At 62.6% G+C, this 21,870-nt stretch carries 17 protein-coding genes, 2 pseudogenes and 1 CRISPR repeat array (1 of these 20 only partly in view); of the genes and pseudogenes, 4 read left to right on the forward strand and 15 right to left on the reverse strand.

From position 1 onward, the window contains the following. A CRISPR array of direct repeats spans nt 1-2,229; the repeat unit is 28 nt; unit sequence TCTCTCAGCCGCCTATCCGGCGGGGAGG (it extends 1,278 nt beyond the left edge of the window). Between the two features lie 86 nt (nt 2,230-2,315). Genes AC1Y2B_RS10175 through AC1Y2B_RS10200 form a run of 6 tightly spaced genes read right to left on the reverse strand, consistent with a single transcriptional unit; the run spans nt 2,316 to nt 10,334 of the window. Continuing rightward, nucleotides 2,316-5,657: a hypothetical protein gene (locus AC1Y2B_RS10175; protein WP_482252969.1), complete on the reverse strand. Its 3,342-nt coding sequence runs from the start codon at nt 5,655-5,657 to the stop codon at nt 2,316-2,318. Then, a complete protein-coding gene (cas1f, locus tag AC1Y2B_RS10180) occupies nt 5,650-6,639 on the reverse strand; it encodes a type I-F CRISPR-associated endonuclease Cas1f (protein ID WP_482252970.1) in 990 nt (329 codons plus the stop codon). The genes AC1Y2B_RS10175 and cas1f overlap by 8 nt, the downstream gene beginning before the upstream one ends. Beyond that, nucleotides 6,629-7,234, reverse strand: coding sequence for a hypothetical protein (locus AC1Y2B_RS10185; protein ID WP_482252971.1), 606 nt, complete (start codon nt 7,232-7,234; stop codon nt 6,629-6,631). Before AC1Y2B_RS10185 ends, cas1f begins: the two co-directional genes overlap by 11 nt. A 47-nt stretch (nt 7,235-7,281) precedes the next feature. After that, on the reverse strand, nt 7,282-8,346 hold the full coding sequence (gene csy3 / locus AC1Y2B_RS10190; protein WP_482252972.1) for a type I-F CRISPR-associated protein Csy3: 1,065 nt from the start codon (nt 8,344-8,346) through the stop codon (nt 7,282-7,284). A 13-nt stretch (nt 8,347-8,359) separates the two neighbouring features. Next, nucleotides 8,360-9,163, reverse strand: a complete 804-nt coding sequence (locus AC1Y2B_RS10195; protein ID WP_482252973.1) for a type I-F CRISPR-associated protein Csy2 — start codon at nt 9,161-9,163, stop codon at nt 8,360-8,362. A 1-nt stretch (nt 9,164) separates the two neighbouring features. Further along, nucleotides 9,165-10,334, reverse strand: coding sequence for a hypothetical protein (locus AC1Y2B_RS10200; protein ID WP_482252974.1), 1,170 nt, complete (start codon nt 10,332-10,334; stop codon nt 9,165-9,167). A 95-nt stretch (nt 10,335-10,429) separates the two neighbouring features. On the opposite strand from AC1Y2B_RS10200, the gene AC1Y2B_RS10205 reads away from it, so the two are divergent. Beyond that, entirely contained in the window at nt 10,430-11,203 is a 774-nt protein-coding gene (locus AC1Y2B_RS10205) for a WYL domain-containing protein (protein WP_482252988.1), read from the forward strand. Nucleotides 11,204-11,428: 225 nt separating this feature from the next. On the opposite strand, the gene AC1Y2B_RS10210 is transcribed toward AC1Y2B_RS10205, so the two are convergent. From AC1Y2B_RS10210 to AC1Y2B_RS10240, 7 genes and pseudogenes are all read right to left on the reverse strand, one after another. After that, nucleotides 11,429-12,091, reverse strand: coding sequence for a hypothetical protein (locus AC1Y2B_RS10210; protein ID WP_482252975.1), 663 nt, complete (start codon nt 12,089-12,091; stop codon nt 11,429-11,431). After that, nucleotides 12,088-12,747, reverse strand: coding sequence for a DNA methyltransferase (locus AC1Y2B_RS10215; RefSeq protein ID WP_482252976.1), 660 nt, complete (start codon nt 12,745-12,747; stop codon nt 12,088-12,090). Before AC1Y2B_RS10215 ends, AC1Y2B_RS10210 begins: the two co-directional genes overlap by 4 nt. Nucleotides 12,748-12,790: 43 nt before the next feature. Continuing rightward, a pseudogene (locus AC1Y2B_RS10220) lies at nt 12,791-13,258 on the reverse strand (DNA cytosine methyltransferase); the annotation flags it as partial. A gap of 5 nt (nt 13,259-13,263) precedes the next feature. Further along, nucleotides 13,264-14,271, reverse strand: coding sequence for a helix-turn-helix domain-containing protein (locus AC1Y2B_RS10225; RefSeq protein ID WP_482252977.1), 1,008 nt, complete (start codon nt 14,269-14,271; stop codon nt 13,264-13,266). Next, nucleotides 14,268-14,663 carry a VRR-NUC domain-containing protein gene (locus tag AC1Y2B_RS10230; protein WP_482252978.1) on the reverse strand — a complete coding sequence of 132 codons (396 nt, stop codon included), beginning with the start codon at nt 14,661-14,663 and terminating at the stop codon, nt 14,268-14,270. Before AC1Y2B_RS10230 ends, AC1Y2B_RS10225 begins: the two co-directional genes overlap by 4 nt. Next, nucleotides 14,660-14,854, reverse strand: a complete 195-nt coding sequence (locus AC1Y2B_RS10235; protein ID WP_482252979.1) for a hypothetical protein — start codon at nt 14,852-14,854, stop codon at nt 14,660-14,662. The genes AC1Y2B_RS10230 and AC1Y2B_RS10235 overlap by 4 nt, the downstream gene beginning before the upstream one ends. Next, on the reverse strand, nt 14,851-15,096 hold the full coding sequence (locus AC1Y2B_RS10240) for a helix-turn-helix domain-containing protein (RefSeq protein ID WP_482252980.1): 246 nt from the start codon (nt 15,094-15,096) through the stop codon (nt 14,851-14,853). The genes AC1Y2B_RS10235 and AC1Y2B_RS10240 overlap by 4 nt, the downstream gene beginning before the upstream one ends. Before the next feature lie 445 nt (nt 15,097-15,541). Here AC1Y2B_RS10240 and AC1Y2B_RS10245 point away from each other — a divergent pair, with 445 nt between their 5' ends. Continuing rightward, nucleotides 15,542-16,135, forward strand: coding sequence for a hypothetical protein (locus AC1Y2B_RS10245; protein ID WP_482252981.1), 594 nt, complete (start codon nt 15,542-15,544; stop codon nt 16,133-16,135). A gap of 42 nt (nt 16,136-16,177) precedes the next feature. Here AC1Y2B_RS10245 and AC1Y2B_RS10250 read toward each other — a convergent pair whose 3' ends face one another. Then, a complete protein-coding gene (locus AC1Y2B_RS10250; protein WP_482252982.1) occupies nt 16,178-17,440 on the reverse strand; it encodes a tyrosine-type recombinase/integrase in 1,263 nt (420 codons plus the stop codon). A gap of 322 nt (nt 17,441-17,762) precedes the next feature. Between AC1Y2B_RS10250 and AC1Y2B_RS10255 the strand changes: the two genes are divergently transcribed. Together AC1Y2B_RS10255 and AC1Y2B_RS10260 are read left to right on the forward strand one after the other, a co-directional pair. Further along, complete coding sequence (locus AC1Y2B_RS10255) at nt 17,763-18,773, forward strand: AAA family ATPase (RefSeq protein WP_482252983.1); 1,011 nt, start codon at nt 17,763-17,765, stop codon at nt 18,771-18,773. Between the two features lie 53 nt (nt 18,774-18,826). Continuing rightward, nucleotides 18,827-21,367 (forward strand): S8 family peptidase, encoded by a 2,541-nt coding sequence (locus tag AC1Y2B_RS10260; RefSeq protein WP_482252984.1) that lies wholly within the window; start codon nt 18,827-18,829, stop codon nt 21,365-21,367. Between the two features lie 228 nt (nt 21,368-21,595). Here the strand turns inward: AC1Y2B_RS10260 and AC1Y2B_RS10265 are convergent. Next, nucleotides 21,596-21,870: pseudogene (locus AC1Y2B_RS10265) on the reverse strand (recombinase family protein); the annotation flags it as partial.

Raw genomic sequence — 21,870 nt, forward strand, 5'->3', positions numbered from 1 at the left:
GGCGGGGAGGATAGAGAGAACACAGGACGATCTGGCCCGAGATCTCTCAGCCGCCTATCCGGCGGGGAGGGACCTGACTGGCCACACGGGCGGCGGCATTATTCTCTCAGCCGCCTATCCGGCGGGGAGGGTTGACCTCGTACCCCTGCAAGAGCGGCCCAATCTCTCAGCCGCCTATCCGGCGGGGAGGACCAGCCCGCGACCTTGGCATCATAGCCATGATCTCTCAGCCGCCTATCCGGCGGGGAGGGAAGGCGACCGTCAGGGCGATGCGCTCGGTAATCTCTCAGCCGCCTATCCGGCGGGGAGGACACCTTGGCAGGCACAAGGCGCCGCGTGCTGTCTCTCAGCCGCCTATCCGGCGGGGAGGAGCCACCCCAGCCGCCACGCACTGATCCCGCATCTCTCAGCCGCCTATCCGGCGGGGAGGGTCTTCCGGCTGGTCTGCCTGAACGGCCTGATTCTCTCAGCCGCCTATCCGGCGGGGAGGAAACCTGCGAGGGTTGTGGGTTTGCCGGTCAGTCTCTCAGCCGCCTATCCGGCGGGGAGGAAACATCTACTCGGAAGGCATCACCGCCGACTTCTCTCAGCCGCCTATCCGGCGGGGAGGATGGAGTGGGGGATAGCTTAGGCGGCGGAATTCTCTCAGCCGCCTATCCGGCGGGGAGGCCTTCGAGGCGACCATCGCCGCCGGTGTGCTGTCTCTCAGCCGCCTATCCGGCGGGGAGGGGCGACAGCCAGGGCGGTTGCCGTCTCGTCCATCTCTCAGCCGCCTATCCGGCGGGGAGGATCGCAGCCGGATCGGGCGCGCCGGCGGCTTTTCTCTCAGCCGCCTATCCGGCGGGGAGGGACGCCAGCACGGCCAAGGCCAGACGTTTCCGTCTCTCAGCCGCCTATCCGGCGGGGAGGGCCGGGCCGATCACGCGCGGCGTGCTGCACAATCTCTCAGCCGCCTATCCGGCGGGGAGGATCCGGAGAAGACCTATGGCTTCAAGGGTCTGTCTCTCAGCCGCCTATCCGGCGGGGAGGAATTCTTCCGGGCGGGCGGTGCCTCCGTCATTTCTCTCAGCCGCCTATCCGGCGGGGAGGTTGACCCCGCAACAACGCCTTTCGGCGGCATTTCTCTCAGCCGCCTATCCGGCGGGGAGGGTCGCCACGCCAGCGACCCACACGCCGATTTTTCTCTCAGCCGCCTATCCGGCGGGGAGGGGTGCCCGCCGTCAAAGCCTCGCGCAGGGGTGTCTCTCAGCCGCCTATCCGGCGGGGAGGGACGGCACCGAACACTCGATCAAAGGGTACAATCTCTCAGCCGCCTATCCGGCGGGGAGGGGTTTTATCCGCTGACGATCACGCCGGGGTCATCTCTCAGCCGCCTATCCGGCGGGGAGGTTGGCGTCGCCCGACAGTTGGCCCACCGTCTTTCTCTCAGCCGCCTATCCGGCGGGGAGGGGATGAACGCATCCAACTCGACAATAGCTTCATCTCTCAGCCGCCTATCCGGCGGGGAGGGCATTGCCGCCGAAGCCGAACGTGGCACGGATTCTCTCAGCCGCCTATCCGGCGGGGAGGGCTGCAAGCGTGACCTTCCTCGCCATTGACCATCTCTCAGCCGCCTATCCGGCGGGGAGGTTGCGTCAGGCGACCCCAGATCAGAGCCTCCTTCTCTCAGCCGCCTATCCGGCGGGGAGGGGGCAGAACCGCAGGAACGGCGCGCCATTGTTTCTCTCAGCCGCCTATCCGGCGGGGAGGTTGACCGGGTCGGTGTAGGTCGCGCCGGTAATTCTCTCAGCCGCCTATCCGGCGGGGAGGAAGGGCCGGGATTGTCGCTTTGTCCGCATAAATCTCTCAGCCGCCTATCCGGCGGGGAGGGTGGCGCATCGGTCGCGGGCGGCATGACGCTGTCTCTCAGCCGCCTATCCGGCGGGGAGGGTGCGGCGGCGCAGGTCATCGCGACCGGCATGTCTCTCAGCCGCCTATCCGGCGGGGAGGGCTGGCGTCATTCAAGCAGACGCACGGGGCAATCTCTCAGCCGCCTATCCGGCGGGGAGGAACCCCACTGACGTGTCCTTTGTCACCGGCATTCTCTCAGCCGCCTATCCGGCGGGGAGGTCTGCGCCGCCATCAATTGCGCCTCGCCCGCATCTCTCAGCCGCCTATCCGGCGGGGAGGGCCTTGATGCTGCTTTTTAGGTCGCCGCCCGATCTCTCAGCCGCCTATCCGGCGGGGAGGACTCCCGTTTTGAAATTAAAACGAGTGAAACCAAAGGCTTGATCTTTAGCCTTAAAATATACCATCTTTTCAAAGAGCGCTGCAACCTATTGATTGTCGTCAGCTTTTCCATAAGGAGCAAAAAGATCCTGCGGAAGGTTCCGGGTGAAGCCTGTCTGTTCTCCATAGGTCAACTCTGGGAGTGCCGACGTCGGTGAACCATAGTCTGGCAAATCCAGGCTGACCAGCCGTCTCAAGGCGGCAGTCAAACTGATCGCATCCAGAGGCCCAAGATCAGCCAGGGCTCGGCTCAGGATATCGTGGAATACATAGGCGCCACCGGGATCGGAAGCTTGGACCTCGTGAATCTTTGGCACGATCCAGTTGGGCGGTGAGGTCTTGGGGGCGTTGTTCATCTGCCAGATCGCGGTTTCCAGATCATCCCCGGACCGGGCGAGTTCCAAGCAACGCGTGGTCGACCGGCGGAACACGCGCGTCTGGGCGAAGCGGTCGTTCATGCGGGCCACTTTGCGTTCCAGGTAGCGGCCCAATGGGGCGTTTTCGCCGGACATTGCTAGCATGGCGCGCCTCAAATCAGTTTCCGCGTCGCGCAGGGGGCACGGCAGCGCCTCGGTCAGAATGGGTGCAGCATCTACCCGGTCAAAGTCGAACCTGCCCGCCAAGGCGTCAAAATGCCGATCGGGAAAGGCCGAAAGGTTTGCCCTTGATACGGTCGTGATCGTCGGCAAGTCGGACTCGACGCCGGGTCGGGCAAGGGCGCCTCCCTCCATTGCCACTGGGCTGCGCCCAAGGATCAGCGTATTGGTCTTGCCCCAAGGCGACATCCGGTGGCGTCGTACACGACCGGATGCCTGGATGATGGAGCGTATCGAGATCGGGTCGAGTATCGCGTAGTCAAAATCGAGATCGTTGCCCGTTTCGATAACGGGGGAGGTGACACAGACAATCTCGATATCACGCGCTTCGATGGTGGCCGCGCGCGCGAAAATGCCGTCTGTGCTGCAAAGATCCCGTATTCCTTCCTGCGGGCGGGTACCCTTCCGTGTCAGCGCATTCCTCAGTCGGTTTTCCACCCAGGCGCGGTGAAGGCGAGGCATATTGGAATGCAGACACAGTTTCACGCGCAGGCGGCCGGACAGGGCTCCGGAAGGCAGTTGGGAGAATAGTGCGGTGGTATGGGAAATCCGGGTCATGCGGACCAGTCCGACCGAAATGCGGAACCCGTCCATTTCGACGGCATTCAGCCCATGCATCTCCCGGCACCCTGCGTCGACCTGATCCTTGAGATCGGTCCAGCTGTGGCAAGGCGGCAGGATTCGGCCGTGGCGCAACACGGGGGCGGAGTTCAAGGTCGCCAGAATGCGCGTGCGGCAGGCGTCATATAGCAACGCAAAGTCCTCGCACTCCGCATTGGTGACGACGGAACCGGGCGCATCGCCGGTCAGGAGGACATGGACGTGATCGGCAGATTGCCCGGAGATGGCGAAAGCGCTCCATCCAGCGCAATAGGCCGCATGCATCGCGCTAGAGACGTCCGATGTCAGGGTAGCTGACATTATGATCACGCGGCGGCCACCTGCGGCGGTTTGAAAAACCAGACGCGCCAGCGCGGCAAGATCCTCGGGGCCGTATTGGTCAATCTCGTCCAGGATCAGATCCGAGGTCAGGGTTCTAATGGCAGCGGGCAAAAACGCCGAGCGGATCGGCGAAGCCACGCTCATCAGGTGATCGACGGTGGCAACAAGGACGGGTGTTGTCGCCAGGGTCGTGAAGGTTTTGGCCTTGGTGCCGGACACCTCGATCATTTGCGCAAGGATCGCCGGGATGCCGCGGTCCGTGTCATGGCTGAGACCGCGCAGCCAGTCGGCCTCGGCTTCGGCTCCGAAGGCCGGGACTGCGCCTTCGGGGCCGTCGAGCCGCAGCCACTCGGGCAAGGCGCTTAAACTCTCTGATCCGTCAGGCGCGTCGAGACCTCGGTCTTCAGGAAACTCGATGACAGGCGCGCCGACCAAAACTCGCAGATCCTGCGCATTCAGGCCAAGTTGCGCTTGATATTCATTGGCCGATTGGGTGGCAAGAACGCGAAGGCCAAGGCCAAGGGTCATGCGGAAATAGCGGCGTTCGGCCTTGCAATCGCCAAAGGCGGCGGCGGCCAGGATTGTCGGCGCGGCGCGGGTCTTGCCGGTGCCCGTCCCCGCCATCAGGCAGGCAAAGAAGCCGCCCTCGGCCGAGGCGGCCAAACTGCGGGCTGCCTTTGCGGCCTCGACCTGCCATGCGAAGCGCACAGCCCCCGCCACGGGCCGGACCAGATCCAGCGGTAACTGGGCCTCGGCCAAGGCGGGCAGCCGGTCGCGCAGGCGGTGGAACAGATCGAAGGCGGAGCGGCAGGCCATATAAACGCGCTGGGTGTGTTGCGACAGGTTGTCGCCGGGTTTAGAATGGCCCTCAGCGTCCCGAATGGTATTGGCATGAAAGGCTTGAGGCTCCGTCGAGATCGCCTTCTCGGATGACCCGATGTGATCGGCGAAGACCAGAGCGCCGCGCAAGGCGATGTCCAGCCCGGTGACCGACAAGCCCGGAACCAAGGTCGCGGCCTCTTTGGACAGGCGCCGCAGCCACCAGGGCTCGTGCCAAAACGGCGTGCCCGGCGCAATTTGCAGACCGGCGCGCGTGTGTTCATCGACGGTTGAGGCATGATTGCCCACTTGCAAGCCCAAGTGGTCGGTCTCGCCCTCCGCGAGGCGGTGATGGGTCAGGATCAACATGCCGACCGCAAAGGTCTGCCGGGTTTCATCGCCTAGGAAGTCAAAGCGCAGCCGCTGGTTCCAGGGCGCGGCACAGTCCAGGATCAGGTCTATGGCAGCAGAGCAAGCGGCGTCGATATCCTGCGGCGTCACCTCTGGCAGGCGGGTTTTTAGGGCCTTGTCATCCAGCTTGCCGAACAGGATATCCCAGACCATGGCCGAATGAAGCTCGTGGCGGATGCTGGAGGGCTGGGCCTTGGGGCCCGCCATGGCCCCTGCCAGCATCGCCTGGAACAGGGTCGTGGCCTTCCCAAGGTCATGGAACAGCGCCGCAAGACGGACGACGGCTAGACCATTGCGCTCGGAGGGAGTGCCGTGAAGCCGGGCGCACTCTGACGGATGCGAGGCGACCGGAGCGATCCCCTCTTCGGAGAAGGCCGCGCGCGAGCCGATGCGGATCAACGGCATCCGGCTTTCTGAAGAGCTACGGACTTCCTGAATTGATACGGCGGTTGCGCGACTGGCCCTTTTGCGCAATTCGCGTGCCACCCGGTCGAGGCAGGCATTGGAGGCCTTGCCACGCCAGGTCCTGTCCCCGATGCGCCAGAAATATCGGTCGAGCACGGTTGCCACCTGGTCGCGCGCGGCCTTGCGAGAGCGGCAGATGGCGATGATCTCACGCATCGGCTTCGGCCTTTAGTGAGGCTTCCGGGCCGATCATCCGCTCGACGGTCGTTATGGCCTCTGCCAGCACGTGGCGGTCGTCGAAGGCCGCGATCAGGCGGGCTCGAAAGGTCTTTTCCGGGTCCTCCTCGCGCTTGTCACGCACCGCGGCAAAAGCGGTCGGCAGCACGAAAGCATCCTTGAAGGCATCCGCCAGGTCGAAAACCAAGCCCCCCGCCCGCGTCTTGCCATGAAAAACAGACATATGCGGCGGGATGCCCAAGGCCCAAAGTGCGGCCCCCGCCATGCCATAGGCCAAGTAATTCCCGTGGTCGATCAGGCGGTTGATCAGGCGGAAGCTGTCTTGACCGGTTCCGTCCTCCTTCGTGTCGCCCAGTCCGGCCTCTCGCCGAAAGGCGCCGGGGTTCGACAGTCCAGAGGCCTCGGCGAAATACTTGTAGCAGGCTTTGGAATACTGACCTTCCACGCCCAGAAGCTCGGCAATGGTGGCCACGGTTGCCAACCTGTCTTCGAAGGCCTTGCAGATCTTTGACAGGGGCGTCGTGTCGCGCAGGCTGAGCCGTCGCCCGGCCAGGGCCCCGCCGATCTTGCGCATCCGTTCCGTCCGGTCCCGCATGACCAGCTTGGCCGCCCGCAACGAGCGCCCCTCGTCCAGGTAGATCGGCAAAAGTTCGCGGAAATGGCGGGTCGAGGTATAGGCCGTCAAGCCGCCCATTTGCAGCGGCGTGCCGCCCGTTCCGGTGACGGCCAAGTGAACGCCTTCCTCGCCCAAAAGCCGCATGGCCTCTTGGGTGATCGAGGTGCCTTGCCCGATGAAAAGCACCGCCAGATTGACATGGGGGATGTTGTATTCCCTGCGGAATTCGTCGTCGCTGATGTGATAGACGATGCGCCGCCCCTCGACATGGATACGGGCGCGCTCGAGATATAGCGCGCCCTCCCGGTCGGTGATCAAAAGGCGGGGGCCGCCCTTAGGCTGCATCGCGAACCATCCGCACCGAGTCGGGCAGAACCGGCAGGATCGCGGGCGCGCCGGGGCTAGAAAAGCCATAGGTCGTAACCATGAGGGCCGCATCAGACTGAGGGGCCACGACCTCGCGGATGTGCAGGACGCTTTCCCCATAGAATAGCGCAAGGGCGTTTTCGTCATGTGCCCTCGGACGGGGAAGGCCTTTCCCCAGCGGCTTTTCCCGCCGCAGGGCGCGCGCTTTGGACCGCCGGACCCATCCCAGTGTATGTTTCTCGCCCGCCCGGTCGCGGACATATGCCGCCCCGGTCGCCCCGGGTTCCGGCCAGGCCTCGGCGACATCGAGGGCTTCGATCATGCCGCGACGGCGCAGGGTCTGGATGCCATCCAGGTCGTTCAGGCGGGCAAGACTGGCATCGGAGCCGAATAGCTCGATTTCGTGGCCGAGGCGCATGGTCTCGCGGCCCATCGCCATCTGGGGCAGGGCGACGGCCAGGAAATCCGCCACATCCCCCATGCGGTTCGCGTGGTGGACCGCATTCAGCGCGGCTAGGACGACGTCTTGCAGAGCGCCGAGTTCAACGACCGCGCGGACGGGTTTGATCAGCAACCGGGCGGTTCCCTGGCACCGCCCAAGCCCGGAGTTCAATGGCGCGGTCATCCATTGGCCTCAGCGGTCTTGGTGGAGGACCCAAACACCCCGCCGCGCACGAGGTTGGCCATCATGAAGTGGACCGAACCCGGGATTTCGGCGGCAGTTTGCGCGGCGCGCAGCGGGACCAGCACGTCATCGGCCTTCTTGCGGATGTCGTAAAAGCTGTTCTTGCCGACGCGCAGGACATCGGCCGTTTCCTGCACCCCGCCATAGGGATTGACTGCGATCGGGCCATAAGTCTCGTCGCCATGCCAGATGTCGACATGGCGGAGCGCCGCGCCGATCTTTTGTGAATGCATCGAGGCCTGTTGAATCTCGCGCCCACCAAAGAAGACTGGAAGTTTGGCATAGACCCGGCTCAGCTTGTCGTCCTTGTTGGTGTCGCGCACATATTCCTGCGAGGGGAAGATTTCTTGGCCCGGCTCCATCTCGCCGATCCAGGAGACATCGAAGCTGATGGCCGCCTCGCTCAGGCCGCGCGAGAGGCCTTGGATGAACCGATTCAGCGCGGGCCGGTCGCCATGGATCAAGGCGGCGGTCAGTTCGTCGCGGTCGGCCACCCTTTCCAGCTTCAGACCCGCAGGATTGAAAACCAGCTTGTCGGTGCCGAAGACGACCGTCACGCTGGAAGTGTCGACCTGAAAGCGGTTGCGCCAGGCGAAGCGCGCATTGGCGATGTTCCAGGCGTAAAGCGCCGCCAGGGTCTCGAACCCACCCGCGCGTCGGTATTCCTTGGCGAACTCCTTGTAGGTCTCGCCCACCGCCGGGCTGCCGCAGGCATGGGGCTCCATCGCCTTGGGCAGGACCCGCACCGAAAAGTGCAGCTCGACCGCCGAGCAGCCCTGCGGCAGGGCGGCGAATTCGACCGTCTGAGGATTGCTTAGCCCCGGGTTCTTGGCCCGGTCTTCCGAGGATTGCCCGCGCACGCCCTTTTCCATGACCTCGACGGGGATCGCGCGCTCACCTGCACGTCCGAAGAACACCCCTTCGGAGATTTGCAGCGACCGCGCATAGGCCAGCATGCCCGTTTCAAACGACGCCGCAGTGTCAGTCTTTATCTTTGCCATGGGAATGTTCCTTTCAGGATAATGCGTAAATGGGTTGGTAGGCGGGATGGCCAAGCACGTGATCGCCTTCGGCGCTCCAGCGCCAAAGCCGGTCCGCCATGCCAGGGTCATCTAGGCCGGTCAGCCGAGCATTGCGCACGGAAACCAGCTCTGCGATCCCAAGGCAGGGTTCCACGAAGACATGCGGCAGATCGGCGCGGCGGGTGCGCAGCCGCTTCGGCACGGTCGTGGGGTCTTCCAAAAGGCGATGGCCCACTGCGACTGGGATGATCCAGCCCCGCCCCGGCTCGCGGGTTTCAGGGAAAAGGATGCGGGCGATCCGCTCCATCTGGTCCAGGTCGCCCGACGAGATGATCCGTCGATCCTTCTGGTCAGGCCGCAACATGGCATAGCCGCGCGCAAGACCCTTCAGGCAGGACCCATCCGAGGCCACGACCTCGATGCGCAGTTCCGTGTTCGAGATCGCTCCCCCGGCAATCCGTTTGGTCAGAATCAGGCGGCGCAGGTCTTCGGTGTTCTCGCAGTCCGGCAGGTCAAGGATCAACGAGACCTCGACCGTCCCGATCATGTCCTCCATGATTTCGATGGGGGTGAAGACGCCTGACTTGGGCTCCATCTCGGGCTTGGTGCGACCGTCGGAGACATGGACCGCGTGAAGAATGGGCAGCACCCGCGCCGTCCAATCGGCCAGCCCCAGATCCCGCCCGAGCGATTCCGCTAGGCCAAGGAAGGCCATCGGGCTTGGCAAGCCACCGACATAGTCGTTCATGTGGAGGTTGACGCGGCTGGCGCGCAGATTGTGGACCGCAAACCGCATGTTACGCCTCCTCCCGTTCAAGGGCGAGCCGTTCCCGGTCGCGGAAATGCGGCGAGGTCAGTGCCTGAAGCGCCTTGTCGTGATCGGCTTTCTTCCAGCGTCGTCTCAGAAGGATCAGTGACGGCTGCGGTGGCGCTTTCAGCTTCGGCGCGCCGTTCCCATCGCTTTCCAGCATTTCGCGCGCGTCCCGTCGAACCTCTGCGATGAAGGCCATTGCATTGGCGATCAGACTGTCAGCGTACCAATCCGTGCCTGCGCGGATGTCGCTGTTGGTCCATTCCAATGCAAGTCGGCCCGCATAGTGAAGGACAGCCGCTTCGACATCGTCGTCGCGCCAGGCCGGAAAGCTCCCTCCTAGCACATATCGCAGGACGGCAGCATCGTATCCGCGCATGACGGACGGCATCCGCGCCAAGAACCGTTGCCTTGGCCCACCGATTGCACCCGATATGTTTTGGGGCTTGGCGCTCACGGATTGCTTGGTCCACGAGCCTCTTGGAACCGGTGGGGCATCCTTCTCTTGCTTCTGAAACCAAGCCGCAGCCATGTTCTTGAAGCCCATGAAGGTCTGGGCCGGTGAGACCGGCGTGGCTTGCAGATCCCCACCACCCGGGCGGGGCAGGAAGATAATCGGGAATTCACCCGTATCAGGAAGCCGCAGAACCGGATCGCCCGGACCCAAAAGCGATCTGCGCAAAGCATCAAGGCAGTCCTGACCGAATACGGCGGCAAAATCCTTCAGGACAGCGGCCGAAATGTCGTCGGGGTCGCGCAGGTGATCGACGACCGACCTTGCAGGCCGCCCATTTATGGCAAGCGGGCGAAAGATGACCTTGGCAATCGGAATGTCTGGGGCATTGACCGAGGGAACAAAGGTCGCAAGGTGGTTGGAAGATGCTCGGCCAAAGCGCAAAACAGATTGCGACAATTCCGCCCGCGGAGTGGTCAGTTTGACTAGGTGCGACCCGCAGCCTGCCCCGACGCGCTGGAAGACATCGGCAGCCAGGCCTTTTGGGAAAAATGAAAGCATAATGGCGAATTCGTCTAGGATCTCGTCCAAGTCCAGCGGCCGACCCATATCGCGAAAGCTGAGGATATCGGCCTTGCCGGGGCCGCGACCAGACTTCGATTCTGGCGGTCGGTCATGGCTATCGTCGACTTCAAATTCCATGACTAACTCCTAAATATGAACAAGTTTTGGTTGATCTTTGTGTGTTGGGCAAGGCATAAAAATTCCATTGTGAAATTTTTGCAGGCCAGGTGAACATGAAGCTCCAGGCGCGTCTCGGTTGGATTGCGGCCTGTCTTGCCTACGCCGGCCGATTCGGTCCGAAGGAGAAGAAGTACTTCAGGGCCCATTTCGGCGTGAGCGGGCCGACCGTGTCGCGCGACCAAGCCACTATCATGGCACGGCTGGCTGAATTGGGAAACGAGGCAGTTAGGCTAGATGGCGGAAAAATTCAGGTTCTGGATCCTTCGGAATTACCGGATTTTTCCGATCTGGAACTTCCGTCCATCGATGAGTGGCTGAAGGTCATGCTCGGGAGCCGGCACGTCGTCATAGCCAAGCCTGAACGGGCTGCGCCCAATCGGGTTATCCTTCGGGAGATGGTGCGCAGCCTCGAAGACCATCGGGCAGTCTTTATCCTCTACGTATCCCAGCATGCGACGCAACCAGTGTGGCGCCCGATTTCTCCTCACGCCATCGTCAATATCGCCGACCGGTACCATGTGCGCTGCTTTGACCATCTGAAAGGTCGATTCGCAGACTTTGTCCTTGGGCGAATGATTGGCGTTTCTACGGACCGGACGGACATTCCGACTTATGTCGACGGACACAAGGACGACGAGTGGATGCGAACGGTTACTGTAAGGATAAGCCTGATCAGCCATGAGTGTCCCTTGATCGGACGGATTGACTTCGGACTGGACGAAACTGGCTCTCGGACCATCCGTATACGTCAAGCGCTTGCCCCCTATATACTCGATGAGCGCGATGCCGGCTTTGAAGATCTTGTGAGAATAGAAATTTTACAATAGGGGTGAGGTGCTGTGTTCCACTAATGCGATGATGGATTTATCTATTGAATCCAGTATTATAGGGATGGTCCCGCAGACCCGACTGCTTTGTGCGTCCAGTCCAAATTTGGTGAGATGACGCGGATCTAAACACTTGGGGCCCCGGAATTTAGCGGCTGCTTTTCCGAGATGAGGTGCGTGGGATACTGCGGGGACAATAGGCCGCTTTCCGCCCTACGCTGCCTTTCAGTTAGCCCACGGCCTCTCCTTCGGCATGGCCGCCGTCACCTCCATCTCCCGCAGCATCCGGCCCGCCAGCAACCCATCCCGCACCCAGGCCAGTGCCTGCCACCAATTCTCATAACCACGCCGAGCGGAAGCAATCTGCTCAGGATGCGGCCGCCAGGTGACGGGGCAAGCCAGAACCTCCACAGTCCGCCATTTCCCGCGCGACAGCACCCGTTCCATGCCGACGATGACGGTGGTGGCCCTTTCTCCATGCTGGTTGGTCTTGGTCTCGATCGGCACACAGCGCGGAACCGCAGCGGGCATCCAGTCTGGCGTCAGCCCAGCGCGGGCCAGTTCGGCCACGCGGATCGCCATGCGCTTGCCGCCGAGGCTGTCGGGGAGCCCTGCGACTGTGGCCGCGATTACATCAGCGTCCTCATGGGTGTAGCTGCCGATCTTGTGCTGACCGCCGTCGACCTTGCAGCCGAGCGCGGCGCGCTGCAGCAGGACGTATTCCATGCCAAAGCCAAAGCCAAAGCCTTCCTCCGACACATCCGTGGGCAGGGGCAGCTCAAGCTTCGCATGTTCCACCCGGAACGCCCATTCCAGCGCTGCCTGCACGCCCAGCGCGCGTTTCACCTTGGTGCCGCCGGTGCGGCCGATCCGTCCCTGGAAACTCATGGGTCCGTTCCTTCAAAGAGGTTCATCTGAGCCGGGCGCTGGGCCTGGTCCGCAGCCGTCGGTCGCCAGGTCCACGGGCCGGAGGCCATGGGCAGCAGCGAGAGAGCGCCACGCATGTGCTGCCGCCAAAGGGCGAACTCCGTTGCCGAGCAGGCGCAAAGCGCGTGCCCGATGGGCCAGCCCATCAGCCATCCGACGAAGAGCGGGTTCAGTCGCCGCCGTGATCTGCACTTCAGGATCCGCCGCGAGACGACCCGCCCATGCGAGGCAATCATCGAAGCCCACAGCGGGCGCGAGATCGGGGCGTGATGCGAGGGTTGCAGCCCAAGCGGCGTGATCGCCGGGTCCGGGCGGATGAAGCCCTGCTCCGCGCGATAGTGCAGGATGTCCATCCGGCTCTTGCCATCGGCCCGGGTGATGCTGGCCGTACTGCTGCCCTTCCAGTTTTGTGCCGCCGGGGTCGGCCATTGTGCCGCCTGTGCTGGCAGGGGTGGTATCCCGCCCGAGCCATAGCTCTGACCCGGTCCACCCTTCGCGCCATCCGTCGCCTTGGGCGTCGACCAGTTGGTGATGCCCAGCGCCAGCGCTTCCGCCTTGCGGGTAAAGTCGCTGTTCCCAGCTGGGTTGTAGCTGGCGGTGCCGGGATGCAGGCTCATTGGCGTGGGCCAGGATGAAGATCCGGAGCCGCTGGTGCGGCGCACTTACCTCTGCCGCGCTGAACAGACCCGCCGCAGGCGTGTAGCCCAGTCCCCAAAGCTCTCGCAGGACGGTCTCGAGCCCGAGGGTGACATGGCCCGCCACGTTCTCGAGGAAGACCCATTCGGGGCTGCACTCGCCGACGACACGTGCGACCTCCGGCCAGAGGTGGCGGTGATCATCGGCGCCGCCGCGCTTGCCTGCCGCACTGAAGGGCTGGCAAGGATATCCGGCAAGGACAACGTCGAAGGCTCCATGGAAGACCCGCGCATCGAAGCTGCGCAGATCATCCCAGATCGGGGCCGGGGCGAAATACCCAGCGCGCTGGGCGGCGATGAGGACGGTGCGTGGCCAGTCCTCCCATTCGACAAAGGCGCGGGTGTGATAGCCGGGCTCGGCGAGCATGAGGCCCAGATCCAGGCCGCCGCCGCCTGCGCAGAGGGACAATCCGTGTCGGGGACGAAACACCATGGCATTCAACGGATCCCCCGCTGACGGAGGAGTTCCGGCGTGACGAGGCCACGGGCTAACATGGCATCCCGGATGGTGTTGTTGATCGAACTGACCGGCAGGTAGCGGTCGGAATTGAGAATGTCGGCGAAGAAGGCAGGCAGATCGGTGATCGGCTTCGTCACCGCAGACGCTGGCACTTTCGATTTCCGACGGTTCCGGCCAGCATCGTCCAGCTTGCGTTGGGCAGCACGTTGCATGGCGCGGTCAAGGGCTTTGGGTCCATCGGGTGGTTCGGGGTGGTCTTGACGCGAGGCCTCGGCTGCGGCGAGGATTTCGTCCTGGCTCAGCCCAAGGTCGTCGCACCAGCGCTGGACGTGGAGCCGCGGTGGCCAGCCTTGCCACCAGCCGGGGAGGGCGGAGGGATCGAGGCCCAGCGCGTCCAGAAGCTCTTCGAAAAACCGATCAAACTCGACATCGCGCGCTTGCGCGTCCTCCTCCTCCTTTACTGGTTTACTTAGTGGTTCTCTTACAAGGTTAGTGTCCGGATTTCGGACACGGCTTTGGTCATTTTCCGGACACGGCTCCGGGCAAAATCCGGACACGGCTTTTGCATCAATCCCGTGTCCGAAATCCGGACATGGCTCGCCGTCGACGTCACCGTTTGGCGCCAAATTCTCAGCATCCGTGCGGCTTCCTTCGGCGCGTTCTGAGCCATGTCCGGTTTCCGGACACGGCACCGCAGGAACGAGGGCGAAGCCCGGTTCGAACCCCAGGATGTAGCGGGTGGGCAACTGTCGCTTGGTCGCCGGGTCGATGCGCGGTACCCGGCGCAGGAGGCCAACGGACTCGAGATGGCCAAGGTGATCGTTCAGGGTAGACCGACTGATCTCGCAATCATGCGCCAGACGGGACTGCGCGGGGAAACAGCCATAGTCCGGGTTGAATCGGTTGCAGAGATGCCAGAGCACGATCTTGGTGGTGGGTTTCAGCCCGCGCTGCTTGATGGCCCAGTTGGTGGCTTCATGGCTCATGGCGCGGGCCTCCGCGTCGGAAGCTGCACACGGCTGGTATAGCCGTGGTCGGCCAATGCGCCCAGCGCATCGTCGACGGACCGGACGAGGGCCCAGCCAAAACCCTGCGCGCAGACGGTGTCGCGGAAGACCCCTTGCGATTTCCGCAACCGTCCGGTCTGGCTCTTGACCTCGAGGAACAGAACCCGGCCGCCGGAGATCACGATCAGATCGGCAAAGCCCGCATGGACGCCCATGCCGACCAGGATCGCCTGGCGGCGGGCGCCGCGTGGTCCGGCCTCGGTCACCTCGTTGGCGCAATGATGCACGATGGCATCGCGGGGCAGGGCGAAGCGCAGGGCTTGAACGATGGCGCGCTGGGCATCGGCTTCAGGTGTGCTGCGACGATTCATGCGGCATCCCCGATTTGCGGGGCATCGGCAAGGACACGGGATGCGAGGGCGACTAACGTGGCGCGATGGCACTTCGCCTCGGCCAGGATCAGGCGGGCTTCGATGGTCCTGTCGCGCCGCCAGTTGTCAAAGACGGCGCCGGAAGTGGTATGCGAGATGGGGCAGAGAGTGGTCATTGCGAGGTCGGTCATTTCCGCCCTCCTGCCGCCTTGGCCCGCGGCATCTCCTGCGCGTCCAGCCAGTCCTGCACAGCGCGGCGCCGGTAGAGCACCATGCGCCCGGCGCGCACGCATGGCGGCCCGACGCGTCGGGCTTCCCAGCGCCCGAGCGTGTCTACCGTCACATTCAGCGCCTCGGCCAGGTCCTTGCGCGTGATCCAGCCCGACAGCAGTGTTGCAGGGCGTGAGTCGGATTCTGTCTGCGGTTGTATCATCTCTGCCTCCAAATCACCGCCCGGAGCGGGCGGATATCGTCAGGCAGCGAGAGCAGATCGGCAGGGGTGGCGGGGTGGCGCAGGGTGGCGGTCAGTTTGCCGGACCCGTGCCACCCCTTGTTTTATTGAGTTTTCCGGAAAGCGTGGGTGGCGCGCCGCCGAGTCGCCTGACGCAGAACCCTGTCAAGCGGGGAGTTGGATTGCGCCTCCTATCATTCATTGCTTACATCCGCCGGGCGAGTCGTATCGCCGGGCCACGAAAGAGGGAGGCAGCCATGGTTGAGATCATCTTCAAGCTGCGTCTCATCTTCGGCCACGCCAAGGCCGGTGCTGATCGCCCGCCCGGCTGACCTAGTACTTCCTGACCACCAGACCTTTGACCCGCCTCCTCCCGGAGCGCGGTAAGGAGGCCTGTTTTCCAAACAACAAGAAACGGAGTTGAGGCATGGCATTGCCACCACGCGTCTATTTCACCCTGATCGAAGCGGCCGTCCGCTGGAACTGCACTACGGCCGACATTGCCGCCTGGGCGTCGGTCGGCAGGCTCCATATCGTCACAGCCATCGCACCGGTGACGCATGGCATGCAGACCGTGGCGGGGTTTGTCATCGTCTCGGTGACGGACATCCTGCACATGTTCCGACGCACGGGCGCCAGCCATTCCAATGGCATTCTGAAACGTGTGCGTCCGACGGACCAGGAAGACTGGGTCCATTTGGCGGATCCGGAGGTCCAAATTCCGGTCACGATCGATGATCTCTTCATCATGGCAGAGGATGTGCAGCGCTTCGAGGCGGACTGGGAACTCGACCGCCGTCAGGGTGCATTTACCGGCTCAACCCCGCGCTATGACTGGGACGGAATGTATGTTGCGATGTTGAAGCGGGTGAACGACCAAGGTTTGCCGGAAACCCAGGCCGAATGGGTCGGAGAGGTGCAGGAATGGTTCATTGCCAACAGCGAGACAGGCGACGCCCCGGACGAGCGCACCATCCGGCGCCGGATCACGCCGGTCTGGAAGGCGCTGCGCGGTTCCTGACCGCCCAGCGCCGCAAGGATCATGACAGCGAGGTGGCACCGATCAGGCCGACTTCAGGGCCACCTCGTCCGCATCATGCACCAGTTTGGGTTTGGGCCGGAAAGCGCTCGCCACTGCATCGACACCAGCGCGCAAAGGTGAGTCCATCAGATGGGCATAGCGCTGGGTCGTCTGCATCTGGCTGTGACCCAGCAATTTGCCGATCATCTCAAGGGAAGCCCCACCGCTGACGAGGAGGGACGCGAAGGTGTGGCGGAGGTCGTGCACCCGGACCTCGGGGATTCCGACCTTCTTCTGGATTCCCGCCCAGAACCGGCGGATTTCCTGAACGGGCTGACCCGGCGTGTCGCCGAGAAACAAGAACGGACAGCCCTTCGGCACCAGCAATTGACGCTGCCGGACGATGGATGCGGCCTCGTCGGAAATGGGCAGCCGATGCACTTTCCGCTGCTTGGTCATGCTGGCGGGCTTCGACCATGTCAGATGCTCAAGGTGGAAATGTTCGAACCGCGCCTGGCGCACCTCGCCGACACGGGCACCGCTCAGCATGCAGAGCCGCAGGATGTCGGCAGCCCGCCGGTCTTCGGCCGCGTCCAACGCCTCGGCCAGTTTGCGGATTTCCTCTAGGGTGAGGAACCGCTCGCGCGGGTTTTCGATCCGACGGTGGAAACTTGCGGCAGGGTTGTCGTCCCGCCAGCCCCAGCTGACCGCATAGCTGAACATCTTGCGCAGCACCTCACCGGTGCGGTTGGCGCGGACCGGGGTCGGCTTGGCGCCCTGCAGCTTCCGCGCCCGATTGTTCGGCTTCGCCTTCGACGGCCGTGCCCGGCCCGCCGCCACCTTGTTCAGCAGCTTCTCGACATCGTAGGGCGCGATCTCCGTCACGAGCTTATTGCCCCAGTCCGGCGCCACCATCCTTGCCAACATCGACTTTTGGTCAGCGGCATTGCGCTCGGCCAGCTTTGGCAGATGGACCTCGACATAGCGGTCGATTAGATCCTTGACCCGTGGCGCATCGCGGCCGCTCTCCTTCTGTCCGAGCGGATCGCCCCCGGCATCGATCTCGCGCCGCAGATCCTTGGCCCGTTCCCGCGCCGCCGTTGTCGACCATTCCGGCCAGCGCCCGATGGTCATCCGTCGCTGCCGTCCGGCATGCCGATAGTCGATGGTGAAGGCCCGGCTGCCGGATCGGTAGATGCAGACCGCGAACCCCCGCACCTCAGTGTCGAAGATCTGATAGTCGCGCCCCTTCACCGGCTCCGCCTCGCGGACAGATTTCTCGTTCAAACGCAATCGGTTGACCATGCAACTCACCCTTCCTTTCGCCATCCCATGACGCGTAGATTCGCGCCCGAGGCAAGCGATGCATGAGGGCAGGGGTGGCGGGGTGGCGCAGGGTGGCGGTCAGTTGGGGAAGGGCGCGCCACCCTGAAGTTGGACGGCTCTAATGCCCTGACGGTAGCCTGTTGCGTTCCCGCCGTTTTGGTGGGGCGTGACGTCACAGCCGCGCCTTTTTCGTGGCGCAGAATCCACGGTTCGGGTAGAGAATTCTTCCATTGGTCAAGCGCCCGCAGGCTCGGGCGTATTGGGATTCCGATGGCAATTTAGTCGAGAGGAGGCGCGCAAGATGACGACACGGCAGATTCTCGCTCTTCTGAACTCGCACATTGAAGGCGACGAGGACCAGTTTCTTTCAGTTGCCTTGCAGATTGCCGCGCAGCAGGCCCGCGACGGGAAGCCCGATGATGCTGAGCAACTGAAGCGCCTTGTGCAGAAGGCACGAGACCGGCGCCGTGAGGGGGCTCCGCCGGGGGGGCAGACCCCTATCCCGATGGCTCGGCCGCGTTCGGAACTTCAGGGGCTCGTCGAAAGCACATATCCCAAGATTACTTTGGCGAACATGGTGCTGGCCGATGAGGTGCAGGGTCGGCTTGCCCGCGTCGTGCGGCAGCAGCAGGAACGTGCCACGCTCCGGGACTTTGGACAGAAGCCCGCGACACATTTGCTCCTCGTCGGTCCGCCGGGTACGGGCAAAACCATGACCGCCTCGGCACTGGCAGGGGAACTCCGGCTTCCCTTGTTCACCGTGCGCCTGGAATCGCTGTTCAGTCGCTACTTTGGCGAGACGGCGGCAAAGATGCGCTTACTCTTCGATCAGATCGCTCAGACGCGGGGAGTATATCTTCTCGACGAGTTTGACGCCATCGGTGCACGCCGCGGCGATCCGAACGATGTGGGCGAAATCCGGCGGGTATTGAACTCTGTGCTCTCCTTTATGGAAGAGCCAAACTCTACGGATAGCCTTGTGCTTGCCGCGACCAATCACGTTCAGATTCTCGACGAAGCGTTGGCGCGTCGTTTTGACGAAGTTGTAGAATATGTGCTGCCCGATCCGGCAGCAGCGCGGGCAATCATCGACAAGCGGCTCGGCAAGTTCAAGTTGAGCACTCGCTCGTGGTCGGCATTGGAGTCGGTGCTTCGGGGATTGAGTCCGGGAGAATTGGTCCGTGCGGCGGATTCTGTGGTGAAAGACGCAATTATTGACGGTGCATCAAAGATTTCGGCTGACGCGCTGAGCGCCGCGCTGCATGATCGTCAAGCGTTCAAGGGCAAGTTTCGGAGGGGCTCCGATCTGTAGATTTACCCGCCGAGCGCGAGTGACTGGCCGGTTTAACAGCGGAAAAGGGTCTAATGGCCGAGCAAGGTGATTTTGGCACACGAAAGCATGTGCATATCTCGTTTGATGTTTTTCGGGATGGAATCGGCTATTCCTTCCCTCGGCGTAAAATAGAGCCTGAGCCTCTCCGGGACGACTATGCGGCACACGCAAAGAGCTTGCTGGATCAGTTGACCGTCGCCCTCGGAGACATTCCTATTGCCAAGCAGGATAGCCGTTTGCCGGTGGAGGGGCTGAAAGCCGGGGCGATCGTCCAGGTTGGCACCATGCCACCTGCCGAAGGACGTCGCGTTCAAGCCGTGAAACTGCCGAAGGGATTGGAATTCCCTTCCCAGGATGTGGTTGTGCTGCGGTCCGAGCGACGTGATGACCGGACGGAAAGCGCACTTCTGTTTGTTCCGGATGATGCCCGGGCTTTTCTGCAAGGTCGAATTCGTTCCTATGGGCTGTTGCAAGGCAATCGGCCCCGGCCGGATGTGGACAAGTTCGAGCGGGTGGAGACCATCAGCGCGGCCGAAGCACGCGCCCTGTTTGTTGGGGCTGTCGACTTCGCCTCCCACGAAACGCTCTGGTGGGAGCTTTGGGTTCGGCATAGCGGCAAGATCGCGGAAGGAGTGGCGGCAGCGGCGCGGCTGGCGGAACTGGATGTTCACGATGACAGGCTCATCTTCCCTGATACTACGGTGCTTTTCGTGCACACGTCGGCCGAGGGAGTTGCCGGCTTCGTTGGGCGTATCCCCGGCGCCATTGCAGAGGTAAGGAGGGCAACCGCGACTATTGAACCTTTCCTAGACCGGGGTGCGAAGGGTCTTGGGTCGCAGGATTGGACTGCAGAACTTGCCAAGCGCATCGTTCCGCCACCGCAAGGCGCGAATGTGGTCTGCGCTTTGGATACCGGCATCGCGGCGAACCACCCACTTATCGCGCCCGCCCTACATGGGGCTTGGGCATATGACGCAGCGTGGGGGACGGATGACCACCACCCGCAAGGTGGCCATGGCACTCCTCTTGCCGGGCTGGCTCTCTATGGGGATCTTGAACCCCTCGTGAACGACACGCGGCAAGTGCAACTTACACATGCCCTCGAGTCCATGAAGCTCCTTCCGCCGAGGGGCTTCCCGAGGACGAAGCCGCCGAGCTATGGCGTCGTAACTGAAGGCGCGGTTGCGCTGGTGGAGGCAGAAAGGCCGAACGTACTACGTGCATTCTGCCTCGCGAATTCGGCCTGTGATTTTCCGCCTGAGCGACCGTCCAGTTGGAGCGGTGCGTTGGATCAGATTGCATCAGGTTCAATGCCCGGTGATCAGGCCGACGGAGTTCCGGCGGCAGAACGCCCCAAGCGGCTGATGGTGGTTGCGACCGGCAACATGTCAGGCGGCAAGCTTGCCGACGTGCGGCTTTCACATCCTCTCGAAGACCCCTCGCAAAGCTGGAACGCGCTCACCATTGGCGGATTTACGCGCAAGGAGACACCGCCGAGAAGCCCACCCGGCCTGAAGCCCGTCGTGCCTGCAAACCACCGCAGCCCGTTCAGCCTGGGATCCCAGGCACTTTCGTCCGATCTCACCCCAATCAAGCCCGAAGTGCTGTTTGAGGCCGGTAACATGATCGTCGATCCGTCAGGTGATTGCGATTGGGGCCCGTCGGTTTCACTCCTCGCTCCAGGCTCCAATGTGCTGCACGAGCCGCTTGTCCCTTTTTGGGCGACCAGTGCCGCTGCGGGCATGGCCGGACACTTCGTCGGGGCGCTGCAAGCCGCGCTCCCTGACCTCTGGCCCGAGACGCACAGGGCGTTGGCAGTTGATTCAGCGCATTGGCCTGAACCGATTCGCAAGCGGCTGATCGGCAGGGGAGACCACTGGAAGACGGGAACAAAGGCCTCGAAGCAAGCGATCCTGAGAGAAGTCGGGTATGGCGTGCCGGACCTTCAGCGAGCAATAAATTCTGCAAATAATGACGTGACGTTGATCGCGCAGGCGCAGATCCAGCCTTATGTGATCAGCGAAAGTGGTGCACCGGTCTTTAACGAAATGCACTTCTACGATTTGCCTTGGCCAAAGGCAGCACTGGAAAAGATCGAGAATGGTATCGTCACGATGAAAGTGACGCTGTCATACTTTGTCGAACCGAACCTTTCTGGCCGAGCGGCGACACGCCCTGAGACTTATCGCTCTTTGGGTCTCCGCTTCGCGATGAAGAAACGGTCGGACACTAAGGAGCAGTTCAAGCGCAGAGTCTCAGGTCAGCAGGGCGAGGATTCGACTGGACGGCAGCAAGAGGGGGATTTCTGGCTGCTTGGCTCTAACTCGGTTCAGGCAGGATCTCTGCACTGTGATCTTTGGCGCGGGCGAGCAATTGACCTCGCCTTGCACGATGCAATCGGGGTCTTTCCTGTCACTGGCTGGTGGAAGACCCATCCCGGACAGAAGCGTTTTAACGACAAGGGGCGCTATGCATTGGTGATCTCAATTTCAGCGCCGGGATATGCCGTCGATATGCACTCTGAAATCACCGGCCTTGTCGCGGCCAAGATTGCCGCCACTGTGGCAACGTAATCTGTGGGGCATTCACATTTATTCAGGGGAGGCGCAGTTCCGGCGCCGATTATCGGTTTCACATTCACCTCAACGCCACCTCAACCGAGATACGTCGGTTTCGCGCGGACTGTGCGGGCGAAAAGCTGTAAAATCCGGTGAACGTCAGGATCGGACCGGCGTGATTTCAAAGGCATGCGCCGCAAAACGTTGATTTCACGTTGTTTTACAAAAATCGCCTAGCTTGGCTCATAACCTGAAGGCCGCAGGTTCAAATCCTGCCCCCGCAACCATCGTCACTTGCACAACGCCCGTAGCTCCGCTGCGGGCTTTTGCTTTTGTGGCTACTGCGTTGTCGCACAATGACAATATCGAACCCAGTTCCCCATGAAGCTCGATCTTGTGGCCATTCGGCGCATCCGGATCCGGCTGCAGGATGATCTTGTCGATCAGGCCACGCAGGATATCGGCGGCTTCCGCCTTGGTGTCTTCGGCATTCAGGGCTTCGGCGAGGTTGGCGACCC

Source organism: Stagnihabitans sp. (assembly GCF_964946895.1).